This window comes from Enterobacter cloacae subsp. cloacae ATCC 13047, assembly GCF_000025565.1.
Lineage (GTDB): Bacteria > Pseudomonadota > Gammaproteobacteria > Enterobacterales > Enterobacteriaceae > Enterobacter > Enterobacter cloacae.
The window spans coordinates 2,867,297-2,890,241 of record NC_014121.1 but is presented as its reverse complement, the minus strand read 5'-3'; the positions used below and the strand labels follow the sequence as shown (position 1 = coordinate 2,890,241).

22 protein-coding genes and 1 pseudogene are annotated in these 22,945 nt (G+C 54.2%); 20 read left to right on the top strand and 3 right to left on the bottom strand.

The window, feature by feature from the left end; translation table 11 throughout:
- The first annotated feature begins 5 nt into the window (after positions 1-5).
- Entirely contained in the window at positions 6-1,988 is a 1,983-nt protein-coding gene (locus tag ECL_RS13915; protein WP_013097383.1) for a phage tail-collar fiber domain-containing protein, read from the top strand.
- 5 nt (positions 1,989-1,993) lie between these two features.
- On the opposite strand, the gene ECL_RS13910 is transcribed toward ECL_RS13915, so the two are convergent.
- Positions 1,994-3,162 (bottom strand): IS3-like element ISEc52 family transposase gene (locus tag ECL_RS13910; protein ID WP_085929673.1). Its coding sequence is split into 2 segments (ribosomal slippage): positions 1,994-2,913 and positions 2,913-3,162, totalling 1,170 coding nucleotides; the frame shifts between segments, so codons are not numbered across the junction.
- A 111-nt stretch (positions 3,163-3,273) separates the two neighbouring features.
- Here ECL_RS13910 and ECL_RS28010 point away from each other — a divergent pair.
- The 7 genes from ECL_RS28010 to ECL_RS13880 all read left to right on the top strand — a co-directional run bounded on the left by ECL_RS28010 (position 3,274) and on the right by ECL_RS13880 (position 8,726).
- A complete protein-coding gene (locus tag ECL_RS28010; RefSeq protein ID WP_412525011.1) occupies positions 3,274-3,540 on the top strand; it encodes a gp53-like domain-containing protein in 267 nt (88 codons plus the stop codon).
- A gap of 1 nt (position 3,541) precedes the next feature.
- The gene (locus tag ECL_RS13905; protein ID WP_044158745.1) at positions 3,542-3,973 is read left to right on the top strand and encodes a tail fiber assembly protein; all 432 of its coding nucleotides are present in this window, start codon (positions 3,542-3,544) and stop codon (positions 3,971-3,973) included.
- A complete protein-coding gene (locus ECL_RS13900) occupies positions 3,963-4,688 on the top strand; it encodes a hypothetical protein (RefSeq protein WP_013097381.1) in 726 nt (241 codons plus the stop codon). Before ECL_RS13905 ends, ECL_RS13900 begins: the two co-directional genes overlap by 11 nt.
- A complete protein-coding gene (locus tag ECL_RS13895; RefSeq protein WP_013097380.1) occupies positions 4,660-5,208 on the top strand; it encodes a baseplate complex protein in 549 nt (182 codons plus the stop codon). Before ECL_RS13900 ends, ECL_RS13895 begins: the two co-directional genes overlap by 29 nt.
- Before the next feature lie 2 nt (positions 5,209-5,210).
- Positions 5,211-6,887 (top strand): hypothetical protein, encoded by a 1,677-nt coding sequence (locus ECL_RS13890; protein WP_013097379.1) that lies wholly within the window; start codon positions 5,211-5,213, stop codon positions 6,885-6,887.
- Positions 6,888-6,925: 38 nt separating this feature from the next.
- Positions 6,926-7,303 (top strand): hypothetical protein, encoded by a 378-nt coding sequence (locus ECL_RS13885; protein WP_164928060.1) that lies wholly within the window; start codon positions 6,926-6,928, stop codon positions 7,301-7,303.
- 304 nt (positions 7,304-7,607) lie between these two features.
- Positions 7,608-8,726 (top strand): PIN domain-containing protein, encoded by a 1,119-nt coding sequence (locus ECL_RS13880; RefSeq protein ID WP_013097377.1) that lies wholly within the window; start codon positions 7,608-7,610, stop codon positions 8,724-8,726.
- A 254-nt stretch (positions 8,727-8,980) separates the two neighbouring features.
- Here ECL_RS13880 and ECL_RS13875 read toward each other — a convergent pair whose 3' ends face one another.
- Complete coding sequence (locus ECL_RS13875) at positions 8,981-10,666, bottom strand: aspartate:alanine antiporter (RefSeq protein WP_013097376.1); 1,686 nt, start codon at positions 10,664-10,666, stop codon at positions 8,981-8,983.
- Positions 10,667-10,936: 270 nt separating this feature from the next.
- Between ECL_RS13875 and ECL_RS13870 the strand changes: the two genes are divergently transcribed.
- Positions 10,937-11,320, top strand: coding sequence for an inner membrane protein YbjM (locus tag ECL_RS13870; RefSeq protein ID WP_013097375.1), 384 nt, complete (start codon positions 10,937-10,939; stop codon positions 11,318-11,320).
- A gap of 346 nt (positions 11,321-11,666) precedes the next feature.
- Here the strand turns inward: ECL_RS13870 and ECL_RS13865 are convergent, their stop codons facing one another.
- Entirely contained in the window at positions 11,667-11,936 is a 270-nt protein-coding gene (locus ECL_RS13865; RefSeq protein WP_006809455.1) for a GrxA family glutaredoxin, read from the bottom strand.
- A gap of 184 nt (positions 11,937-12,120) precedes the next feature.
- Here ECL_RS13865 and nfsA point away from each other — a divergent pair, with 184 nt between their 5' ends.
- The 11 genes and pseudogenes from nfsA (at position 12,121) to ECL_RS13810 (ending at position 22,868) form a co-directional block, all read left to right on the top strand.
- Positions 12,121-12,843 (top strand): nitroreductase NfsA, encoded by a 723-nt coding sequence (gene nfsA / locus ECL_RS13860; protein ID WP_013097374.1) that lies wholly within the window; start codon positions 12,121-12,123, stop codon positions 12,841-12,843.
- A 51-nt stretch (positions 12,844-12,894) separates the two neighbouring features.
- Positions 12,895-13,797, top strand: a complete 903-nt coding sequence (gene rimK, locus ECL_RS13855) for a 30S ribosomal protein S6--L-glutamate ligase (protein ID WP_013097373.1) — start codon at positions 12,895-12,897, stop codon at positions 13,795-13,797.
- Positions 13,798-13,860: 63 nt separating this feature from the next.
- Entirely contained in the window at positions 13,861-14,337 is a 477-nt protein-coding gene (locus ECL_RS13850) for a YbjN domain-containing protein (RefSeq protein WP_003858385.1), read from the top strand.
- 351 nt (positions 14,338-14,688) lie between these two features.
- Positions 14,689-15,801: a spermidine/putrescine ABC transporter substrate-binding protein PotF gene (gene potF / locus ECL_RS13845; protein ID WP_013097372.1), complete on the top strand. Its 1,113-nt coding sequence runs from the start codon at positions 14,689-14,691 to the stop codon at positions 15,799-15,801.
- Between the two features lie 143 nt (positions 15,802-15,944).
- Positions 15,945-17,078 (top strand): putrescine ABC transporter ATP-binding subunit PotG, encoded by a 1,134-nt coding sequence (gene potG / locus ECL_RS13840; RefSeq protein WP_013097371.1) that lies wholly within the window; start codon positions 15,945-15,947, stop codon positions 17,076-17,078.
- Positions 17,079-17,088: 10 nt separating this feature from the next.
- Positions 17,089-18,042, top strand: a complete 954-nt coding sequence (potH, locus tag ECL_RS13835; RefSeq protein ID WP_013097370.1) for a putrescine ABC transporter permease PotH — start codon at positions 17,089-17,091, stop codon at positions 18,040-18,042.
- Entirely contained in the window at positions 18,039-18,884 is an 846-nt protein-coding gene (gene potI, locus ECL_RS13830) for a putrescine ABC transporter permease PotI (protein WP_013097369.1), read from the top strand. The genes potH and potI overlap by 4 nt, the downstream gene beginning before the upstream one ends.
- Before the next feature lie 65 nt (positions 18,885-18,949).
- A complete protein-coding gene (locus tag ECL_RS13825; RefSeq protein ID WP_013097368.1) occupies positions 18,950-19,423 on the top strand; it encodes a YbjO family protein in 474 nt (157 codons plus the stop codon).
- Between the two features lie 40 nt (positions 19,424-19,463).
- The gene (gene rlmC, locus ECL_RS13820) at positions 19,464-20,603 is read left to right on the top strand and encodes a 23S rRNA (uracil(747)-C(5))-methyltransferase RlmC (protein WP_013097367.1); all 1,140 of its coding nucleotides are present in this window, start codon (positions 19,464-19,466) and stop codon (positions 20,601-20,603) included.
- Between the two features lie 105 nt (positions 20,604-20,708).
- Positions 20,709-21,415, top strand: a pseudogene (locus tag ECL_RS13815) (response regulator transcription factor).
- Complete coding sequence (locus ECL_RS13810; protein ID WP_044158735.1) at positions 21,399-22,868, top strand: sensor histidine kinase; 1,470 nt, start codon at positions 21,399-21,401, stop codon at positions 22,866-22,868. Before ECL_RS13815 ends, ECL_RS13810 begins: the two are co-directional and overlap by 17 nt.
- Positions 22,869-22,945: the final 77 nt, after the last annotated feature.

Below are 22,945 nucleotides of genomic sequence, written 5' to 3'. Positions count from 1 at the left end.
AAATTATGTCACAAACAGCTATCACACTCGCTTTTGAGCAGTGGAAAGCCAGCCAGGCGGTAACGGGTGAGCCGGTTTTGCTGGATGAATTTGTTTTTGCCAACGTGCCGGGGCTGGATACCAGTAAGCCAATTGACCGCAACGAGGCGTTGCCTCCTGCCGCACAAATTGTTCATCGCCAGGCCGTAAGCCGTAAAGGCGTGGTCAATGAAAATGCCGTGGTTCATTCCACTGTTCTGGGCGCGGAAGTGGGTGATTTTTCGTTTAACTGGATCGGGCTGATTAACAAGGCGAGCAACACGCTGGCCATGATTGTACATGCGCCGCTACAGCAGAAGCTGAAAACGAAAGATGGCCAGCAGGGCAATGTGCTAACCCGTTCGTTTTTGATGGAGTACAACGGGGCACAGGCAGAAACCGGGATCAACACGCCAGCGGAAACCTGGCAGATTGACTTCACTGCCCGTATGGCCGCGATGGATGAACGTCAGCGCCTGGAGAATATTGACCTCTACGGTACTGCGGCTTTCCTGGGGAATGGCTACCTTGTTGCAAAAAGTGGCTCGCAATATCTTGTGACGGCCGGGGCGGGTTATGTTCGCGGCTTGCGCGCGCAGCTGGCCGCGAACCAGAACATTACGGTAACTACCAAGCCCGTAAAGGTCTGGCTGGATGTGTCATGGACAGGAACGCTGACAAGTGCCTGGGGTGTCACCAGCAAAATTACGGTGGCGGCTAACCTTGCCGATTACGTTCAAAACGGCGTGCAGCACTATGTGTTTGCAGTGGCCAGTATCGATGCAAACGGCAATATTACCGATCTGCGCCCTAAGGGGACACTTAACGAACAGGCCGCCAGTGATGCGCTGAAAAAACATGAGCAGTCACGCAATCATCCGGATGCAACGACGGCGGCCAAAGGCTTTACGCAACTCAGCAGCGCCCTGGACAGCATCTCAGAGACGCTTGCGGCCACGCCTAAGGCCGTTAAGGCGGCCTACGATCTGGCTAAGGGTAAATATACCGCTCAGGACGCCACCACGGCGCAAAAAGGTATTGTCAGGCTAAGCAGTGCTACCGACAGTGTATCGGAGCTGCTCGCAGCGACGCCAAAAGCCGTCAAAACAGCATATGACCTTGCTGATACAGCAAACAAAGCGGCTAAACTGGCTGACGATAATGCTGACACACGGTTACTCAAGACAAGTAATCTTTCGGATATCCCTGATAAAGCGAAAGCCCGTTCTGCACTGGAGCTTAAAACAGCAGCGACGAGGGATGTCACGACCTCCACCTACGACACAACAGCAGGCAGGGTGTTAAAGAATGGTGATTACGGTCAGGGAACCGATAACGGATTGGCTCTACTGAATTCAATATTTGACATCACTTGCACTGCTAAATACTCAGCTCTGGGTGTCGGTGCAGGAGCGAACGCTACACAGGGGATGCCTGCTAATTCTGGCAATACCCGATTCTCAGTTGAAGCTGACAATATCTATACCGGCCAGTACTGGGTTACTCTGCGCAGCACCTCGCAAATTTATCTCGGTCTGGTAAATACGACGAACAAAACAGCTTCATGGACGCAGTATTACACTGAGCTGTACAAACCCACAGCAACAGATGTTGACGCCGTATCTGCATCGCAGGGCGGTGTTTTTCAGGGGCAGGTCCAGTTCAGACGAGGATTACGGCTTCAGAATTCGGAATACCTTGCCGGGATTGACTACGGTACTGATGCGGCTTCGTTCAGCGGCGCAAACTTATTGCTGAAAAGCTGGTATGGCATCGGCTTCTACAGTAATTACCCGAGCAGCGGTGAGCTTGGTGTGATGGGGTATGTGAATGTCCGTATTGGTCGTCTGGAAATGAAAGAACAAATCATTCCGGGCAACTATGGGAACTTTGACAATCGTTACTATACGCAAGCAGTTGCGGATGGCAGATTCCAGCCTAAAGGTAACTACACCCCGGCAGGACAGTGAAGTGGTCAACAAAAACTGGCCACCGCGTTAGAGTTTTTCCAGTATCGGTTTTCTGATTCGTTTGGCGGTAACCCACCATTATATTCGTGCGGTCTTAGTGCGCTGTAATATCCAACGATATAGTCCGTTATTGCGTGAGCTGCATCGCTGAAGCTTACATAGCCCGTCGCCGGCACCCATTCGTTCTTCAGACTCCTGAAGAAGCGCTCCATTGGGCTGTTATCCCAGCAGTTTCCACGCCGACTCATACTCTGCCTGATCCGGTATCGCCACAGTAACTGCCGGAACTGCCTGCTCGTATAATGGCTGCCTTGATCGCTGTGGAACATCACCCCGACGGGCTTACCACGGGTTTCCCATGCCATTTCCAGTGCTTTCATGGTGAGCCTGCTGTCCGGCGAGAACGACATGGCCCAGCCCACTGGTTTTCTTGCGAACAGGTCGAGAACAACGGCGAGGTACGCCCAGCGCTTACCCGTCCAGATATAGGTCACATCACCGCACCACACCTGATTTGGTTCCGTTACGGCGAACTGTCGCTCAAGATGATTCGGGATAGCAACGTGCTCATGACCGCCACGCTTATACCGGTGAGTCGGCTGCTGGCAACTGACCAGCCCCAGCTCTTTCATGAGTCTGCCAGCAAGCCAGCGCCCCATCTGGTAACCTCTCTGGGTTGCCATTGTGGCGATGCTTCTTGCTCCGGCAGAGCCGTGGCTGATGCCATGCAGTTCAAGTACCTGACTGCGTAATACAGCCCGTCTGCCGTCTGGCTTTTCAGGACGGTTTTTCCAGTATTTGTAGCTGCTGCGATGAACCCCGAACACATGGCAGAGAGTGGCCACAGGATAACGCGCCCTGAGTTTCCCGATTATCGAGAACTGTTCAGGGAGTCTGACATCAAGAGCGCGGTAGCCTTTTTTAATATTTCATTTTCCATTTCAATACGTTGTAGCTTTTTCCTGAGCTCACGGATTTCAATTTGTTCCGGGGTAATGGGGGAGGCTTTTGGTGTTTTGCCCTGCCGTTCATCACGTAATTGTTTCACCCATCGCGTCATTGTGGAAAGGCCGACATCCATAGCGCTGGCTGCATCTGCCACGGTGTAGTTCTGGTCAACGACCAGTTGAGCGGATTCGCGTTTAAACTCTGCGCTGAAATTTCTTTTTTTCATTATGACACCTGTGTTGTTCTGAGGTGAGCATATCACCTCTGTTCAGGTGGCCAAATTCAGTAAACCACTTCACAGGCCTATACCAAGGCTGAAAGTGATGGCCGTTTTAACCTGAAAAATACAGCAAGTAAAAACTCCAATGGATGGCATAAGGATTCCAGCACAGGAATAATTATCCAGTTCGGTAGCGGCGGTTATACAAATGGTGGCCGTATAACGTTCCCTATTGCATTTCCTAACGCCTGTCTTTCTGTGACGGGAAATGATACCGGAACAGGGATTGTTAAAGTGTCGCTTGGGGCGCGAAACACAACCGGATTCACAATGTATTCGGAGCAAAGTTCCGTTTCTCTCAACTGGATTGCAATAGGTTACTGATATGTCGATTTTATTTAGCCCCTCAACTATGGGCTTTTATGATGATGTGATGAAAGCAGATTATGAAGCGGCTGATTCGTGGCCTGATGATGCAATGTTGGTATCTGATCTTTGGTACCAAAAGCTTATTGAGGGACAATCTGCGGGGAAAATAATTAGCGTCAACGAGTATGGACAACCCGTACTTGCTGACCCTGAGCTGCCAGAAAAAGAGAAACCTGTTCAGGAGGCAGAATCCAGAAAGTCAGGGCTATTACAGGCGGCAAGTGATGCCATTGCCCCTCTTCAGGATGCTGTGGATCTTGACATTGCCACAGCTGAAGAAAATGCCCTCCTGCTGGCCTGGAAAAAATATCGCGTGTTGATTAACCGCGTTGATACCAGCAAAGCGCCGGATATTGACTGGCCAGAGGTGCCTGGCAATGTGGCGTGAAGCACGTATAGCCTTCAGTGATTCAGTGGCCGCGCTGAATTGTTCCGTTATCCCGGTACATCCCTGGCTGTATGGGGTAGGGCAACAAACGGAAAACGGCGCCTATCTCAGCCCGGTAAACGCGATTAATTACCTGGCTGACAAACTGGCCGGAACAGGTGGGGCGGCGGATATTGTGATCATGATGGTTTCAGGCCAGACGCATGACAACTTTATGATCAGCCTGAATAAACTTGTGGATGTATTCCCCAGCCCGGTATTTACCCAAGTGCGGAGGCTGGCGCAGTCCGCCGCGCAGCTGGCTGCGGAGAAGATGCAAATACCCGCGAAATACAGTCAGAGTTTGCCAGCGCCGATCCCGCTTTCCGTGCCCACGAGCCGCACTGCCCTGGCGGCCGCAGCGGTGAAGAAAGCCCAGCAGGAAGCCGCAGCCGTCGCTAATTTGACGGGTGTAAAAAAGCTGATGGGGGATTTTAAACAGCAGCGCGAAAGCCTGATTACTGGCATTGCCAGCGGATTAACAGATTTGCAGGGAAAAAGCGCCAGGGCATGGGTGTTTACCGCCAGCGGCGATCTGCCGTCAACGCTTCTGGAGCTGGTAAAAGGGATTCCGCTTCAGTCCTCTGTGTACACCGCCGCCATGATGTTGGTTGGCGACAATCTCGACGGCATAAAAGGAATGATACATGACCTCGAACCCGACGCTGGCGCTTAACGGTGAAGCCATTCTGCTGAAGAACATGCGTGTGACCGTATCGCAGCAATTTCAGGACAAAGACCAGTCCGGCCAGACGAGCGCAACCACGAAATCCGAGCAGGGCATCAAAGGCAAGGAGCTGCGCGTGTCCGGCGAAATTCCGTATAAAAATCCGGAGATCCTGCGCCGTATCTTTGAGCTGGCCAGCGCGACTGATACCAGCGGCCAGCGCCAGAAATACCGCGTTGCGCATGAGGCGGCGCGGGCGGTGAATTTCCGTGAGGCGATTTTTACCGGAACCCTGGACGCGCCGCCGCAGGACGGGCGCATGTCCTGGCTGGTTACGTTCACACTGACCGAACATATCAGCGTGCATGAAAAACGCGAGGCCAGGGCAAGCGGCAAAACCAAGTCCGTGAAGCAAACGGCGGGAAGTGGTGGTGGCCAGAACGGTGGCCAGGCCGCTGGCGAGGATGAAGAAAAACTGACGTGGTTTGAAAGCACCGTGCTCAAGCCCGTAAATGACGCACTGGCATAATCATGAAACCGATTAAACGTTTATATCTTTCAACGGATGAAATTCACCTGGCTGATGCCAGCCTGGTACTGGAGCTGAACAGCTGCGGCCGGGGGTTTATTACGGCCGGAACAACGCAGGACTATACGGGGAAGCTGGTGCGTCTCGATGTGGGTTACACCGATCTTGTGTTGCGCTGGTTTACCGGGTACGTGGAACGCTCGCAACCTGCTGAAAACGGCTTTCAGCGCCTCTTTGTCCGGGAGCTGGTTGGCGTATTTGAACGCCTCTGGCCATGTTCGTTTCAGCATCCCACGTTGCGCGATGTGGCCAGCTGGCTGACAGAGCACAGCGGGTTAACCTTCAGCGTGCCGGATGCTGATTATTCAGACCGTCCGATCCCACATTTCACCCACAGCGGTACGGGTTATCAGTTGCTGGATAATCTGGGAAAGGCTTTCGGCATTACAGATTATGTCTGGTATCAGCTGCCGGACGGCGCGGTATATGTTGGCGGCGCGGAAAAAGCCCTGTTTGCTGGTCGCCCGATTGAGATCCCGCATGAATTTAATCAGGGTGCGGCCGGGGGGAACTCAATGACGCTTCCCCTGGTGCAGAGTCTGCGCCCCGGCGTGGAGCTGAACGGGGAAAGGGTGACAAAAGTCCACATGCAAAATGACACGATGGCCGTCACCTGGACACCCCGCAACCGTGCCACGGGCAAGCCACTGCAAAAAACGCCCGTTCAGCGCCAGATTGAAAGCCATTATCCGGAGCTGGCATCCGGGTTGCATTTGCCAAAGTTTGGCCGTGTGATGAATCCCGTTGAGGCAGTGAAAAGCGGCAATTTCTCCGATCCGTTCCGTCCCCGCTATGCAGTTGACGTGCAGCTGTTAGACGCGGACGGCAACCCGGATAAGGAGACGCCTGTTTACTCAGCTGTGCCGCTGCCGGTTCCTATGGCGGGTAATGATTCGGGGATGTTCCAGTTTCCGCCTGAAGGGACGCTCGTCGAAATCGCTTTTACTGGCGGACGGCCGGATAAGCCTTTTGTGCGGCAGACCGTGCCGGACGGAACCAGCCTCCCGGATATCCAGCCTGGCGAACAGCTGCAACAGCAGCGCGCGGAAGTGTCGCAGCGCGTCACCCAAGCGGGGGACTGGGTGAGGCAGACAGACCAGACGATCAGTGAAACCTCAATGGCGCGGGTGGTTAAGGCCGATACAGAACAGCGGGAGCTGGTCAGCCGGGAAACCACGATTAAAGCCACGGATAAAATTACCGTGCTGGGTACGTCCACGCTGATGGCCGGAGCCATTCAGCAGGTATGCACGGGGGATTACAGTCAGGCTGTGAATAATCGCGTGGCGAGTATTGGCGGCAATGATGAAACGGACATAGCCGGGAGCCAGACAGTCACAACGGGTAAAGACCTGATCGAGAAAATTGGCCAGATACGTAAAAGCGTGGCGGCCGTGCAACAGCAGATTATTGCCCCGGTGGTGTGGATTGGCTCTGGCACAATCAACGTGGCACAGCTGATGCTCGACACGCTCGACGTGGTAAAAGAGCTGGCAGAGCAAACGGCAAGCCACACGCACAGCAATACGGGAGTACCGACCAACGCGGGAGCCATCCGGAACACCGGAACAAAAGCGGACACGCTTAACGGCAAATACTCCCCGGTGATTGGCAAGTAAGCCTGTCCAGAACATAACCCGCGAAAGCGGGTTTTTTTATGCCCTTCATCCCCTGGCGGGGATATCTCTTTTCTTACCTCTTAAGCGGCTATCGCTACGCACTGTCAGCGGCGTTCTGGCGCATTCAGCCTTTTCATACACTCAGAGCCACCCTTAAAACAGATCGTGCCCACAGCGGGGCGCTGGCGCGTCACAGCACGGCCAAAAAAATCTTTCGCAGACCAAAATCGCACTACACCGCACCCGCCTGCGGTTTTTGGATCATAAAAATTTTTCAGTTTTATTTTTCTACAAACCAGACAGCCAGACCGCGCCACCACTGGCGGTTTTGTGGAAATCCCAAACTGAAAAGATTGAAAAGAATTTCAGTGTTTTTCACATTTATGGATCTGGAAAGGATTTTGGTAAAGGTATAAGCGATTGAAAAATAATGTTATTTTAAATTTTGTGTGTGTCGAAAGGATCGTTTTGGCCTTCCGCTTCGGTCTGTGGGGATGCAGCTGAAGCCAGAGCTGGGGCGGTACAAGACAAAACAGAGCGGTACATAGAAAACTGAAAAAAAACTGCATGCATTTCATGAAAACCAGCGACTAACAATTGCATCGAAATCTAATTTTAATCTTGGAACTTAAGAAAACTTTTGCCACATTAGTAGTCGCTTTTTAGTTGTGGATTTTCTTCCGATGATTACTTGGCAGAGCTTACATTAAGGCATTCGATATGACTGAAAAATTCACCGCAATTTTGTTAGACACAAGTATCTACGATCAGTACGGATTAAAGCTTGAGAAAGGACTACTGGGTAAGCTTTCCCAGTTCAGCCGAACCCCGACAACGTTTTTGATACCGGATGTAATTTACAACGAAGTTAAAAATCATCTTGAAAGAAAAATCAGGACTTCACGTGGCTCTCTTGAGAAAGCTTTCGAAGAGGCTGGCGATCATCTTTTTTTTGATGGAAGCGAACTAAATGACGCAAAAAGAACATTGATTGAAGGCAGAGAAGTTGAAGGATTAGGAAAGAGTAGATTAGACAGATTTGTTGGCGTAACAGATGCGGAGGTTTTGACTACTGGGGATTACGTTTCGGTACCTGAACTACTTGAACGATATTTCTCTTCTGAAGCTCCTTTCGCAGATACAGGGAAGAAAAAAAATGAGTTTCCTGATGCGATCACATTAATGGCCGTCCAAGCTTGGGCTGAAGAGAATGGTGAAAATGTTCTTGCCGTAGCAAGAGATGACGATTGGCAGAGATTTTGTGCTGATGCTGAGAATTTGCATTATGAACCTGACTTATCAAAGGCTTTAGCACACTTCAATGAAGAAACCGCACCTTATGAACTAATTGATAACTTACAAAAAGCACTTGCTGAAGGACAGGCCGGTAAATTCTTGCATGATGTTGCTGAACACCTTGAGTCAACCTTTGACGGTTTTGCACCAGAACAAGAGGCAGATTCATATTTGTACTGGGAGGCTGATGGATGCTCAGGTGGATTTGAAGATTTTGAGTTTACAGATAACCACTTCACTGTCATTGACAAGGATGAAAACTGGGTTGTTTTAGAAGCATTTGCAGAAATTTCACTTTACGCAGATGGTGATTTCTCCCTATCAGTTTACGATTCATTCGATAAGGATCATGTCTACATGGGGTCAATCACCAAGCGTGCCGAGGAAACATATACATCCAGAATACTAATAACAATCTCCGGAGACTTGTCAGGTTCTATAGATGATTTGACCGTTGAAGATGTGGAAGTAATAGAGCGTCCAACGTCGATGGATTTTGGGGAGCTGGAATTAGCATATGAACCTGACGAGCAAGATTTGTAACAAATATGATTGGGCACTATCGCTGTCGCCATTTTGTCGCCAACTCAATCACCGTTTTGCTACAAGCATTTGAATTTAATGCTTTTTATTTTCAGGCAACAAAAAACCCATCAACCTTGAACCAAAACGGCGGGGTTGATGGGCTCCACAAATTGGGGACATCAAAGAAAAGCAGTGGCACTAGTTATGACTGCCCCCTGATAAAAAAGTTCTGCGCGTAACGAAAATTTTTTCGTAACGCGCAAAGTTAAGATTTATCCGAGTCCAGGCCAGATGATGATGATCAGCGTACCTGCCAGCGTAAGCAGTACGTTAGCGATAGCGTAGGTTCCTGCATAGCCCAGCGCCGGGATGTTGCTGCGGGCGGTATCACTGATGATTTCCATTGCTGGCGCACAGGTACGCGCACCCATCATCGCCCCGAAGAGCAGGGCGCGGTTCATGCGCAGCACGTAGGCGCCGAACAGGAAACAGATCACCACCGGTATCAGGCTGACGATAAGTCCGGAAACCAACATTTGCCAGCCGACGGCGCCGAGGCTGTGGCCAATGCCGCTACCGGCGCTTAAACCGACACCCGCCATAAAGACCATCAGACCGAACTCTTTCACCATGTTCAGCGCGCCCTGCGGAATGTAGCCGAAGGTTGGGTGGTTCGCTCGCAGGAAGCCCAGCATAATCCCGGCAAACAGCAGCCCGGCAGCGTTACCGATGCCAAAGCTAAAGTTGCTGAACTGGAAAGTGATCATCCCAATCATCAGGCCAACAATAAAGAAGGCGCAGAAGGCCAGCAGGTCGGTGACCTGGCTGTGAATGGAGATAAAGCCAATACGGTCGGCGACGGTTTTTACGCGGCGTGCGTCGCCGCTGACCTGCAATACGTCACCTTTATTCAGGACGACATTATCGTCGATAGGCATCTCAATCTGGCTGCGGATCACGCGGTTCAGGAAGCAACCGTGGTCGGTCAGTTTCAGTTGCGCCAGGCGACGTCCGACGGCGTTGTGGTTTTTCACCACAATCTCTTCGGTGACGATACGCATGTCGAGCAGGTCGCGGTCGAATACCTCTTTACCGTTACGGAAGCTTGGGTCCAGCCGCGCGTGGGCATCCGGGTAACCCACCAGCGCGATGTCGTCGCCCATCTGCAGTACCGCGTCGCCGTCCGGGTTTGCCAGAATGCCGTTACGACGGATACGTTCGATATAGCAACCCGTCTGGCGGTAAATCCCCAGCTCGCGCAGATTTTTACCGTCCGCCCAGGCGACCAGCTCAGGTCCGACGCGGTAGGCGCGGATCACCGGCAGATAGACTTTTCGTTTGGAGTCCGTGTCCAGACCACGCTCGCGGGCGATTTGCTGGGCGCTGGTCTGCAGATCCTGATGCTGCAGTTTCGGCAGATAGCGTGCGCCTACAATCAGGCTCACCAGACCAATCAGATAGGTCAGGGCATAGCCCAGGCTCAGGTGATCGAGTGCGGTAGAAAGCTGTGCCCCGGCCATACCGAAATGGCGCAGGGTATCGCCTGCACCCACCAGAACCGGTGTCGAGGTCATGGAGCCTGCCAGCATACCGGCCGTTAACCCGATATCCCAGCCAAACAGTTTACCCAGCCCTAACGCGATCAGCAGCGCACTGCCGACCATCACCAGCGCCAGCATCAGATAATTTTTGCCGTCGCGGAAGAAAATGGAAAAAAAGTTAGGACCTGCTTCCACACCAACACAAAAAATAAACAGCATAAAACCTAAGTTAAGCGCGTCTGTGTTAATGCTGAAATGCTGCTGACCTAATAATAAGGAGACGACTAAAACGCCAATGGAATTACCAAGTTGTACTGAACCCAGGCGCAATTTACCCAGGCAAAGGCCCAGCGCCAGTACCACAAATAATAACAGGATGTAATTCCCATTTAACAAGTCTGCGACGTTTATATTCACGGAGGCTAACTTCTTGTTTACCAGTAAGTTGTTGAATGAAAGGACATTTTGGGCTACTGTTTTCAGTGCCAGGGAATACTTCTACACTCCCTGCGGCCAAAAAAATTCCCTAAGACAATAGCAGCTGGATAGTTTAATCGCATTAGCTACCAACGGCTACTCATTATCGCATAACCGTATGCGGGTTTTGGCAAGGATTGCCGCATAACTTTATCCGATCGGGTGTCCACGCGACGAAACTTTATTTGATAGAGAAGTCAGGAGGATAATTTGAACATTAAAGGAAAATGGGCAGGGGCGATAAGCTGTTTCTTACTGTTCACCGTTGTCTGTATGTCATTAGCGTTTAATGTTAAGGGGGCATTCAGAGCCTCCGGGCATCCGGAACTGGGACTGCTCTTTTTCATTCTGCCTGGCGTGGCCGCGAGTTTTCTCTCCCGCGAGGGCGAGGTTGTTAAGCCGCTGTTAGGGGCAATGCTGGCGGCACCGCTGTGTCTGGTGCTGATGCGGTTGCTTTTCGTGTCCACGCGAAGCCTCTGGCAGGAGCTGGCCTGGCTGCTGAGCGGCGTATTCTGGTGCGCGCTCGGTGCGCTGTTTTTCCTGTTTCTTCGCACTCTGATACGGCATCAACGGTTACATAATAAAAAAGAATGAGGACGCCGTTGCCGCAGATATTGTCGTCAAATACGGTACTGTGTACGGATTGCCCGGTATTCCAGTCCATACCTACCTTTTCCAGTCGTGACTGACAGCATCCCGCGTAGTGCGCCCAATGCCCTTAAGCCGTCTTTCTTGCCGGGTGGCGCTGCGCTTACCCGGCCTACAATCGGCATTAATATCAATGAATTGCATTATTTAACGTAGGGCAAAACGCAAGACGCGCGCTGGATTAACAGGCTAATCCATGCTTCATATGGTTCAATTCTATTGGGTGAAGCGAAAAAGCAATAACTGGCAAATAGATAAAACCCCACGTCAGGGCGCGGGGTTTGCTTAGTGATTACTGAGCGGCAAACAGACCCAGATGTTCTTTAGCGTAAGCTTCAAAATCGGTGCAGCCGCCAATGTGTTTCTGATCGAGGAAGATCTGCGGTACGGTTTCAACCGGTTTACCCACGGTTTTTTCCAGATCGGCTTTGGTGATGCCTTCTGCGTGGATATCCACATAGCGGAAGTTAAAGTCATCACGCTCTTCAGTCAGTTTTTCAGCCAGCTCTTTTGCGCGCACACAGTAAGGACATCCTGGACGACCAAAAATTACTGCAAACATTTCTCTCTCCTCAAAAAACAAGCCTGACGGCGAATGACACGTATAGTGCACGATAACCTGCCGTCATTAAAGTAGGTTTCGCCTGTCGCTTTAATACCCTTGAGCTATGTTTCGCCAATTACATGCCGCGCATCATTGCCTATACTGGCTGCCACACGTATTAAACAAGACAAAGAGAGAGACGATGACGCCAACAATTGACCTGCTCCGTTCCCACCGTTCTATCCGCCACTTCACCGATGAGCCCATTACCGAGGCGCAGCGTGAGGCCATCATCGACAGCGCCAGAGCCACCTCGAGCTCCAGCTTTCTGCAGTGCAGTTCGATTATTCGCATTACCGACAAGGCCATGCGCGAGCAGCTGGTGACGCTCACGGGCGGGCAGAAGCATGTAGCCCAGGCCGCCGAGTTCTGGGTATTCTGCGCTGACTTTAACCGCCACCTGCAAATTTGCCCTGAAGCCGAGCTGGGGCTGGCAGAACAGCTGCTGCTGGGTGTGGTCGATACCGCGCTGATGGCGCAAAACGCCTTCACGGCCGCAGAATCATTGGGATTAGGCGGCGTGTATATCGGCGGGCTGCGTAACAATATTGAAAGCGTAACCGAACTGCTGAAGCTGCCGAAGCACGTCCTGCCCCTGTTCGGTCTCTGCCTCGGCTGGCCGGCTGACAACCCGGATCTCAAGCCGCGCCTGCCTGCGGCGATGCTGGTCCATGAAAACCACTACCAGCCGGTCGACCAGGATGTTCTGAATCAATACGATGAAGAGCTGGCGCACTACTACATGACGCGCGGCAGCAATAACCGCCGCGATACCTGGAGCGACCACATCCGCCGTACCATCATTAAAGAAAATCGTCCGTTTATTCTTGATTATCTGCATAAACAGGGCTGGGCGACGCGCTAGTCCATTCGGTATGATACGCAGGCTTTTCCCATGTCTTTAGAGAGGTGCAGGGTGAAAATTGCCATTTTGTCCCGGGATGGAACGCTCTATTCATGCAAACGCCTGCGAGAAGCGGCGGCAAAACGCGGACATCAGATTGAGATCCTCGATCCGATGTCCTGCTATATGAACATTGACCCTGCTGCTTCCTCGATCCATTACAAAGGCCGCAAGCTACCGCATTTTGATGCGGTGATCCCCCGCATCGGCTCGCAGATCACCTATTACGGTACGGCCGCGCTGCGCCAGTTTGAAATGCTGGGCAGCTATCCTCTCAACGAATCTGTCGCCATTTCCCGCGCCCGGGATAAGCTGCGCTCGCTGCAGCTGCTCGCCCGCCAGGGTATCGATCTTCCGGTCACCGGCATCGCTCACTCCCCGGACGACACCAGCGATCTGATCGACATGGTGGGCGGTGCGCCGCTGGTCATCAAGCTGGTGGAAGGCACACAGGGTATTGGCGTGGTGCTGGCAGAGACGCGACAGGCAGCAGAGAGCGTGATTGACGCCTTCCGCGGCCTGAATGCGCACATTCTGGTGCAGGAGTACATCGAAGAGGCCAAAGGGCGCGATATCCGCTGTTTCGTGGTGGGCAATGAGGTGGTGGCGGCCATTGAGCGTCAGGCGAAAGAGGGCGATTTTCGCTCCAACCTCCACCGGGGCGGCGTTGCGCGGGTTGCTGATATCAGCGAGCGCGAGCGGGAGATTGCCGTGAAAGCGGCGCAAACGCTGGGGCTGGACGTGGCAGGCGTAGACCTTCTGCGCGCAACGCGCGGGCCGCTGGTGATGGAAGTGAATGCCTCGCCCGGGCTGGAAGGGGTAGAAAAAACCACCGGTGTCGATATTGCAGGTAAAATGATTGCATGGATTGAGCGCCATGCCACGCCGGGCTACTGTCTTAAAACGGGTGGTTAAATGGATTACCGCGCACTTTTTGAGTACCCTATGCGAAGTTTTTACTAAAGAGGCTCCACCGCGATGGATTTACAGGTCGTTCCAACACTGGATACGTTACGTCAATGGCTTGATGATGCCGGAATCACCTTCTTTGAATGTGATTCCTGCCAGGCGCTGCATCTGCCTCACATGCAGAATTTCGACGGCATTTTTGATGCCAAAATCGATCTCATTAACGACGTGATCCTCTTCTCTGCGCTGGCAGAAGTTAAGCCGTCTGCGCTGCTGGCGCTGGCCTCTGACCTCTCTGCGATCAACGCCAGTTCTTTGACGGTGAAAGCATTCCTCGATATACAGGATGATAATCTGCCAAAACTGGTCGTTTGCCAGTCTTTGTTCTCCGGCGCGGGGCTCTCCTTCAAGCAGTTCGCCTGGTTTATGCGTTTGAGTGAAGAGCAAATTTCAATGGTTATGATGGAAGCCAATGCACACCATCTGCTGTACAGCGCGGAAGACGATGCAGAGAATAATGATGCATCTCCCAATTTTCTTCACTAAGCCTGTCTGACTTTTGCGCAGTCGCTGCCAGAGCGGCTGCATAACGCCATTTATTCTGCTGCTTTTAACCTTTCTTTAAAGAATTTTTCACCTCCTCAAAGGCCATTTCGGCTTATCACGTAGACATAACCTGCATAAAAAATTGATAAAAGGCGTTTTTTCGTCTGGGCTATAGCCGGAGACACGGGCTACAGTTATTCTTGCGATGCTTAAAAAAGCGAGCGGATCCTGCCGGGTAAAGAGGTTTCTTTTTATTTTGAGCAGAGCGACAAACTATGCATGATTTTTGCATATATCCAGATTGCACAGTTTTAGTTCGTTTGTTAACGAGCTTTCAGAAGGAATAACACTATGATCGCCTTGAATAAAAAATGGTTATCGGGTCTGGTTGCGGGTGCTCTGATGGCCGTCTCTGCCGGCACGCTCGCTGCGGAACAAAAAACGCTGCATGTTTATAACTGGTCTGACTATATTGCCCCTGACACGGTGGCTAATTTTGAAAAAGAGACCGGCATTAAAGTGGTCTACGACGTGTTTGATTCCAACGAAGTGCTGGAAGGCAAACTGATGGCAGGCAGCACCGGTTTTGACCTGGTGGTACCGTCCGCAAGTTTCCTGGAGCGTCAGCTGACCGCAGGCGTTTTCCAGCCGCTGGACAAGAGCAAGTTACCAAACTGGAAAAACCTCGACCCGGAAGTGCTGAAGCTGGTCTCTAAGCATGACCCGGAGAACAAATACGCCATGCCGTATCTGTGGGCGACCACCGGTATTGGCTACAACGTGGATAAAGTCAAAGCGGCGCTGGGCCCGGACGTCAAGCTGGACAGCTGGGACGTGGTGCTGAAGCCGGAGAACCTCGCCAAGTTGAAAAGCTGCGGCGTCTCCTTCCTGGATGCCCCGGAAGAGATTTTCGCCACCGTGCTGAACTATCTCGGCAAAGATCCGAACAGCAACAAGGCGGATGACTACACCGGCCCGGCGACCGATCTGTTGCTGAAGCTGCGTCCGAATATCCGTTACTTCCACTCTTCACAGTACATTAACGACCTGGCTAACGGCGACATCTGCGTGGCAATTGGCTGGGCAGGGGACGTCTGGCAGGCGGCTAACCGCGCGAAAGAGGCGAAAAACGGCGTGAATGTCTCCTACTTCATTCCGAAAGAGGGGGCGCTGGCCTTCTTTGATGTCTTCGCCATGCCTGCCGATGCGAAAAACAAAGATGAAGCGTATCAGTTCCTAAACTACCTGATGCGTCCGGAAGTGATTGCTCATATCAGCGACCATGTCTACTACGCCAACGGTAACAAGGCCTCCTTGCCACTGATTAGCGAAGAGATCCGTAATAATCCGGCTATCTATCCGCCAGCGGATGTGTTTGCCAAGCTCTTCACCCTGAAAGTACAGGATCCAAAAATTGACCGCGTACGTACCCGTGCGTGGACCAAGGTGAAAAGCGGGAAATAACGGCGTTTGGTAACGTTGCCCGGTGGCGCTATCGCTTACCGGGCCGACACAACCCGTAGGCCGGGCAAGCGTTCGCGCCGCCCGGCGATGCGCACCCTGACGGTGCGTTTGCACCAGTTTTGATCTATGCCGGAGAACACCCCGTGAATGACGCGATCCCCCGCCCGCAGGCGAAAGTCCGTAAAGCGCTGACCCCGCTACTTGAAATTCGTAACCTCACCAAATCTTTCGATGGCCAGCATGCCGTGGACGACGTCAGCCTGACTATCTACAAAGGCGAAATATTTGCCCTTCTCGGGGCGTCTGGTTGCGGTAAATCAACCTTGCTGCGCATGCTGGCCGGGTTTGAACAACCTACCGCCGGGCAGATTGTGCTGGATGGCGTGGATCTCTCCAGCGTACCGCCGTATCAGCGTCCGATTAACATGATGTTCCAGTCTTACGCACTGTTCCCGCATATGACGGTGGAGCAGAACATCGCGTTTGGCCTGAAGCAGGACAAATTGCCAAAAGCCGAAATCACAGCGCGTGTGGCGGAGATGCTGAGCCTGGTGCACATGCAGGAGTTCGCGAAGCGTAAACCGCACCAGCTCTCTGGTGGTCAGCGTCAGCGTGTGGCGCTGGCCCGAAGTCTGGCGAAACGCCCGAAACTGCTGCTGCTTGATGAGCCGATGGGTGCTCTGGATAAAAAACTGCGCGACCGTATGCAGCTCGAAGTGGTGGATATCCTCGAACGCGTGGGCGTGACCTGCGTGATGGTCACCCACGACCAGGAAGAGGCCATGACCATGGCCGGGCGTATCGCGATCATGAACCGCGGTAAGTTCGTGCAGATTGGCGAGCCGGAAGAGATTTATGAACACCCGACTACCCGCTACAGCGCGGAGTTCATCGGCTCGGTGAATGTTTTTGAAGGGCTGCTGAAAGCGCGTGAAGAAGACGGGCTGATCATCGAATCGCCGGGGCTGCAGCATCCGCTGAAGGTCGACCCGGATAACTCCGTGGTAGACAACGTGCCGGTCTATATCGCCCTGCGACCGGAGAAAATCATGCTCTGTGAAGATCCTCCGGCCGATGGCTTTAACTTTGCCGTGGGCGAAGTGGTGCACATTGCCTATCTGGGCGATCTCTCTATTTACCACGTCCGTCTGAAGAGCGGGCAGATGCTCAGCGCCCAGCTGCAAAACGAACATCGCTACCGTAAAGGACTGCCGACCTGGGGCGACGAAGTGCGTCTGTGCTGGGATGCGGACAGTTGTGTCGTGCTGACGGTATAAGGAGCGGCCAATGAGTACACTTGAACCGCCAGCCCGCGTCGAAAAACCGGGCGGCTTTGCGCACTGGCTGGCGCGCATGCAGATGAACCACGGCCGCAAGCTGGTGATTGCCATGCCTTACGTGTGGCTGATCCTGCTGTTCATGCTGCCGTTCCTGATCGTTTTCAAGATAAGCCTGGCGGAAATGGCGCGGGCGATCCCGCCTTACACCAATCTGCTGGACTGGGCAGACGGCCAGCTGACGCTGACGCTTAACCTTGGCAACTTCCTGCAGCTGACGGAAGATCCGCTTTATGTCGAAGCCTACCTGCAGTCGCTGCAGGTGGCGGCCATCTCCACGCTCTGCTGTTTGCTGATGGGCTACCCGCTGGCATGGGCGGTGGCGCACAGTAAGCCCTCGACGCGCAACATTCTGCTGCTGCTGGTGATCCTGCCGTCGTGGACCTCGTTCCTGATCCGCGTCTACGCGTGGATGGGGATCCTGAAAAATAACGGGGTGCTGAATAACTTCCTGATGTGGTTAGGGATTATCGATCAGCCGCTGACTATTCTGCACACCAATCTCGCGGTCTATATCGGGATTGTGTACGCCTACCTGCCGTTTATGGTGCTGCCGATCTATACGGCACTGACGCGTATCGACTACTCGCTGGTGGAAGCCTCGCTGGATCTGGGCGCCCGTCCGCTGAAGACTTTCTTCAGCGTGATTGTGCCGCTGACCAAAGGCGGGATTATCGCCGGGTCGATGCTGGTGTTTATTCCGGCGGTTGGGGAGTTTGTGATCCCGGAACTGCTCGGCGGCCCGGACAGCATCATGATTGGCCGCGTGTTGTGGCAGGAGTTCTTCAATAACCGCGACTGGCCGGTAGCCTCCGCGGTGGCGATCGTGATGTTGCTGCTGCTGATCGTGCCGATCATGTGGTTCCACAAGCATCAGCAGAAACAGATGGGAGACCACGGATGAACAACTTACCGGTAGTGCGCTCTCCGTGGCGAATTGCGATCCTGGTGATCGGCTTTACCTTCCTGTATGCGCCGATGCTGATGCTGGTGATCTACTCGTTCAACAGCTCCAAACTGGTCACCGTATGGGCTGGCTGGTCGACGCGCTGGTACAGCGAACTGTTCCACGACGATGCGATGATGAGCGCGGTGGGGCTGAGCCTGACCATCGCGGCGCTGGCGGCCACGATGGCCTGCGTGCTGGGCACGATTGCCGCGCTGGTGATGGTGCGCTTCGGGCGTTTTCGCGGCTCGAACGGCTTTGCCTTTATGATCACCGCGCCGCTGGTGATGCCGGACGTGATCACCGGCCTGTCGCTGCTGCTGCTGTTTGTGGCGCTGGCGCATGCCATTGGCTGGCCGGCGGATCGCGGCATGCTCACCATCTGGCTGGCGCACGTGACCTTCTGTACCGCGTACGTGGCGGTGGTCATCTCCTCGCGTCTGCGCGAGCTGGATCGCTCCATTGAAGAGGCGGCGATGGATCTCGGTGCCACGCCGGTGAAGGTCTTTTTCATCATCACGCTGCCGATGATTATGCCTGCGGTGATCTCCGGCTGGCTGCTGGCCTTTACCCTGTCGCTCGACGATCTGGTGATCGCCAGCTTTGTTTCCGGGCCTGGGGCGACGACGCTGCCAATGCTGGTCTTCTCCAGCGTGCGCATGGGGGTGAACCCGGAGATCAACGCCCTGGCGTCGATAATCCTCGGCGTGGTCGGAATTGTCGGATTTATCGCCTGGTATTTGATGGCGCGCGCGGAAAAGCAGCGCGTGCGCGATATCCAGCGTGCAAGACGCGGCTGAAGGAATTATTATTTCCAGTGATGTGCCGCGCATGACGCGGCACTGTTTTTCAGGGAAGTAAAACATTGGGATTATTAAAAAAATCACGTCTTACGCACGCTCGTCCAAACGTACCTGCGCTGGTGCAGGTGGCGGCGCTCGCTATTATTATGATCCGCTGTCTTGATGTACTGATGATCCTCAACACACTGGGGGCGCGCGGCATCGGTGAGTTCATTCACCGCAGCGTGCAAACCTGGAACCTCACGCTGGTATTCCTCAGCAGCCTTCTGCTGGTGTTTATCGAAATCTACTGCGCGTTTTCGCTGGTTAAAGGGCGCAACTGGGCGCGCTGGGTCTATCTGCTGACGCAGGTGACCGCCGCCAGCTATCTGTGGGCCGCCTCGCTGGGCTATGGCTATCCGGAGCTGTTCAGCATTGCCGGTGGATCCAAACGTGAGATCTTCCATGCGCTGGTCATGCAGAAATTACCCGATATGCTGGTGCTCCTGCTGCTCTTTGCTCCAGCCTCAAGCCGGCGGTTCTTCCGCCTGCAATAATGTGTATAATCGCAGCCCTCGTTATTCTTAAGGTTTTCCTATGCAGTGCGCACTCTATGACGCCGGACGCTGCCGCTCCTGTCAGTGGATAGAACAGCCGGTCTCTCAACAACTCACCGCCAAAATGGCCGACCTGCAACAGCTGCTGGCTGAACATGCGGTGGGCGAGTGGTGCGCCCCCGTCAGCGGCCCGGAGCAGGGTTTTCGTAATAAAGCCAAAATGGTGGTCAGCGGCAGCGTAGAAAAACCGCTGCTGGGCATGCTGCATCGCGACGGCACGCCGGAAGATCTCACCGGCTGCCCGCTTTATCCTGCCTCGTTTGAGCCGGTCTTCGCGGCACTCAAACCGTTTATTGCCCGCGCGGGGTTAACGCCTTATAACGTCGCCCGTAAGCGCGGCGAGCTGAAATATCTCCTCCTGACCGAGAGCCAGATGGACGGCGGTATGATGCTGCGTTTCGTGCTGCGCTCGCAAGCCAAGCTGGAACAACTGCGCGCGGCGCTGCCGTGGCTGCAGGAGCAGCTTCCGCAACTGAAGGTCATTACCGCCAATATTCAGCCGGTGCATATGGCGATCATGGAGGGGAAGACAGAGATCTTCTTCACCGGGCAGCATGCGCTGGCGGAAACGTTCAACAACGTGCCGCTGTGGATCCGCCCGCAAAGTTTCTTCCAGACCAACCCGACGGTGGCGAGTGCGTTATATGCCACCGCCCGCGACTGGGTGAGGGCGTTAAACATCCATCATATGTGGGATCTGTTCTGCGGTGTCGGGGGCTTTGGTCTGCACTGCGCCACGCCTGAGATGCAGCTGACCGGGATTGAGATCGCCGCCGAAGCGATTGCCTGCGCGAAACAGTCTGCCGCTGAGCTCGGATTAACCAATCTGCACTTCCAGGCGCTGGACTCCACGCAGTTCGCGACCGGGCAGGGCAACGTACCGGAGCTGGTGCTGGTCAACCCGCCGCGCCGGGGCATTGGCAAGGCGCTGTGCGACTATCTGAGCCAGATGGCGCCGGATTACATTATCTACTCCAGCTGCAACGCCCGTACCATGGCGACAGATATCGCTCACCTGCCGGGCTACCGCATTGAACGCGTTCAGCTTTTCGATATGTTCCCGCATACCGCGCATTATGAAGTGTTGACGTTGTTAACCCGCATCCCGGGTAAGGCGTAGCCGCCACCCGGCATGACATCCGCAAAATCTTCAACAAAATGTGAACTCTTCAACCCTGCGAAATCAGGTAAGCTTACGTCATAAGAGATGAAATAAGGCTTACCCATGAAGCAGATCCTGCTGGTGGAAGATGACCACGATATCGCGGCACTTCTGCGACTCAATTTAGAAGATGAAGGCTACATCATCACCCACGAGCCCGACGGCGGCAACGCATTACAGTGCCTTGAAAAACAGCCGTGGGACGCGGTGATCCTCGATCTCATGCTCCCCAACGTCGACGGCCTGGAGATTTGCCGTCGTATTCGCCAGATTACCCGCTACCTGCCGGTGATCATTATTAGCGCCCGCAGCAGCGAAACCGATCGGATCACCGGCCTGGAAACCGGCGCGGATGATTATCTGGCAAAACCGTTCTCGGTGCAGGAGCTGATTGCGCGCATTAAGGCGCTGTTCCGCCGCCAGCAGGCGATGGGGCAGGCGCAGAGTGCCGGGAATATTCAGGCGCATGGCCTGACGATCGACCCGCTGGCCCGCAGCGTGCTGCTTCACGGCCAGATAGTGGATCTCACCCCGCGCGAGTTTGAACTGCTGTACTTCTTTGCCCGCCATCCTGGCGAGGTCTTCTCGCGTCTGGCGCTGCTGGAGCAGGTGTGGGGCTATCAGCACGAAGGTTACGAGCATACCGTTAACACCCATATTAACCGCCTGCGCATCAAGATTGAAAAGACGCTGCCGAGCCGGAGATCATTCGCACCGTGTGGGGAAAAGGCTATAAATTTGCGGAGCCGCACCATGATGCGCCGCTTTAGCCTGAGCCAGCGCCTGACGCTGCTGTTCATTTTATTGATGATGCTCTGTGCCGCCGTCGCCTGCGCCGTCCAGCTCTACAGCAGCATGCAGTATGGTAACGCCATGGTTCAGCGTCTCTCTGGCGGCCTGGCGCAACAGATCGTGCAGCGCGAACCAATTCTGAACGCCCAGGGCAGGGTCGACCGTACCGCGCTGAAACCGCTCTTTGACAGGCTGATGACCTTCAACCCGAGCGTGGAACTGTACGTCGTCTCCCCGGATGGCGATATCCTGGCCGATGCCGCCCCGCCGGGCCATATTCAGCGACAAAGCATCAATCTCGCGCCGGTACAGGAGTTCCTCAGCGGTGCGGCCATGCCGGTTTTTGGCGACGATCCGCGTAGCCAGAACAAGAAAGTGTTCAGCGCGACGCCGTTACGTCAGGACGGCGAGCTTAAAGGCTATCTGTATATTATTTTACAGGGCGAGGAGTCGAACGCGCTGGCGGACATGGCCTGGCACAAGGCGCTGTGGAGTACGGTGCTCTGGTCGATGCTGTGGGTGGCGCTGTTTGGCCTGCTGGCGGGCTTACTGATCTGGTACTGGGTCACGCGTCCGGTTAAACGATTGACGCGTGAAGTGGCCGGGCTGGAGCATGACAGCATGAGCGCGATACGCGCGCTGGCGGTCCAACAGCCGGATGTGGCAGCAAAAGATGAAGTGGCGCTCCTGCGTAACAATTTTATCGAGCTGGCACGCAAAATCACCCACCAGTGGGATCAACTGGCCGACAGCGACCGCCAGCGCCGGGAGTTTATCGCCAATATTTCCCACGACTTACGCACGCCGCTGACCTCGCTGCTGGGCTATCTGGAGACGCTGTCGCTGAAATCCGCCACACTGACGCCGCAGGAGCATCAGCAATACCTCGCCACGGCGTTGCGTCAGGGGCAAAAGGTGCGTCACCTGTCACAGCAGCTGTTTGAGCTTGCGCGTCTTGAGCACGGCGGCATCAAGCCCCAGCGCGAGCGTTTTGCGATGGGAGAGCTTATTTCCGACGTGGCGCAAAAGTTTGAACTCACGGCGCGCACGCGCGAGCTTCAGCTCCAGATAGACGTTCCCGGGCCGCTGCCGCTGGTGTATGCCGATGTCTCGATGATAGAGCGCGTGGTGACCAATCTGCTGGATAACGCCATCCGCCATACCCCCACCGGCGGCAAGATCCGTCTCGCCGTATGGCAGGAGAATGAAAAGCTACAGGTTGAGGTGGCCGATTCAGGAACCGGTGTGGATGCCGCGCTGCGCGACGATCTGTTCCAGCGGCCTTCAGCGTTGAATCCGCAGGCAACGCGGGAGAATCGCGGTGGGTTAGGGCTGTTGATTGTCAAACGGATGCTGGAACTACACGGGGGAGGGATCAGGCTGATGGAGTCGGTGAGCGGGGCGCGATTCAGGTTCTTCGTGCCGTTGTGAGAGAGTGCCGGGTGGCGCTGCGCTTACCCGGCCTACAACTCCCCCCGTAGGCCGGGTAAGGCGAAGCCGTCACCCGG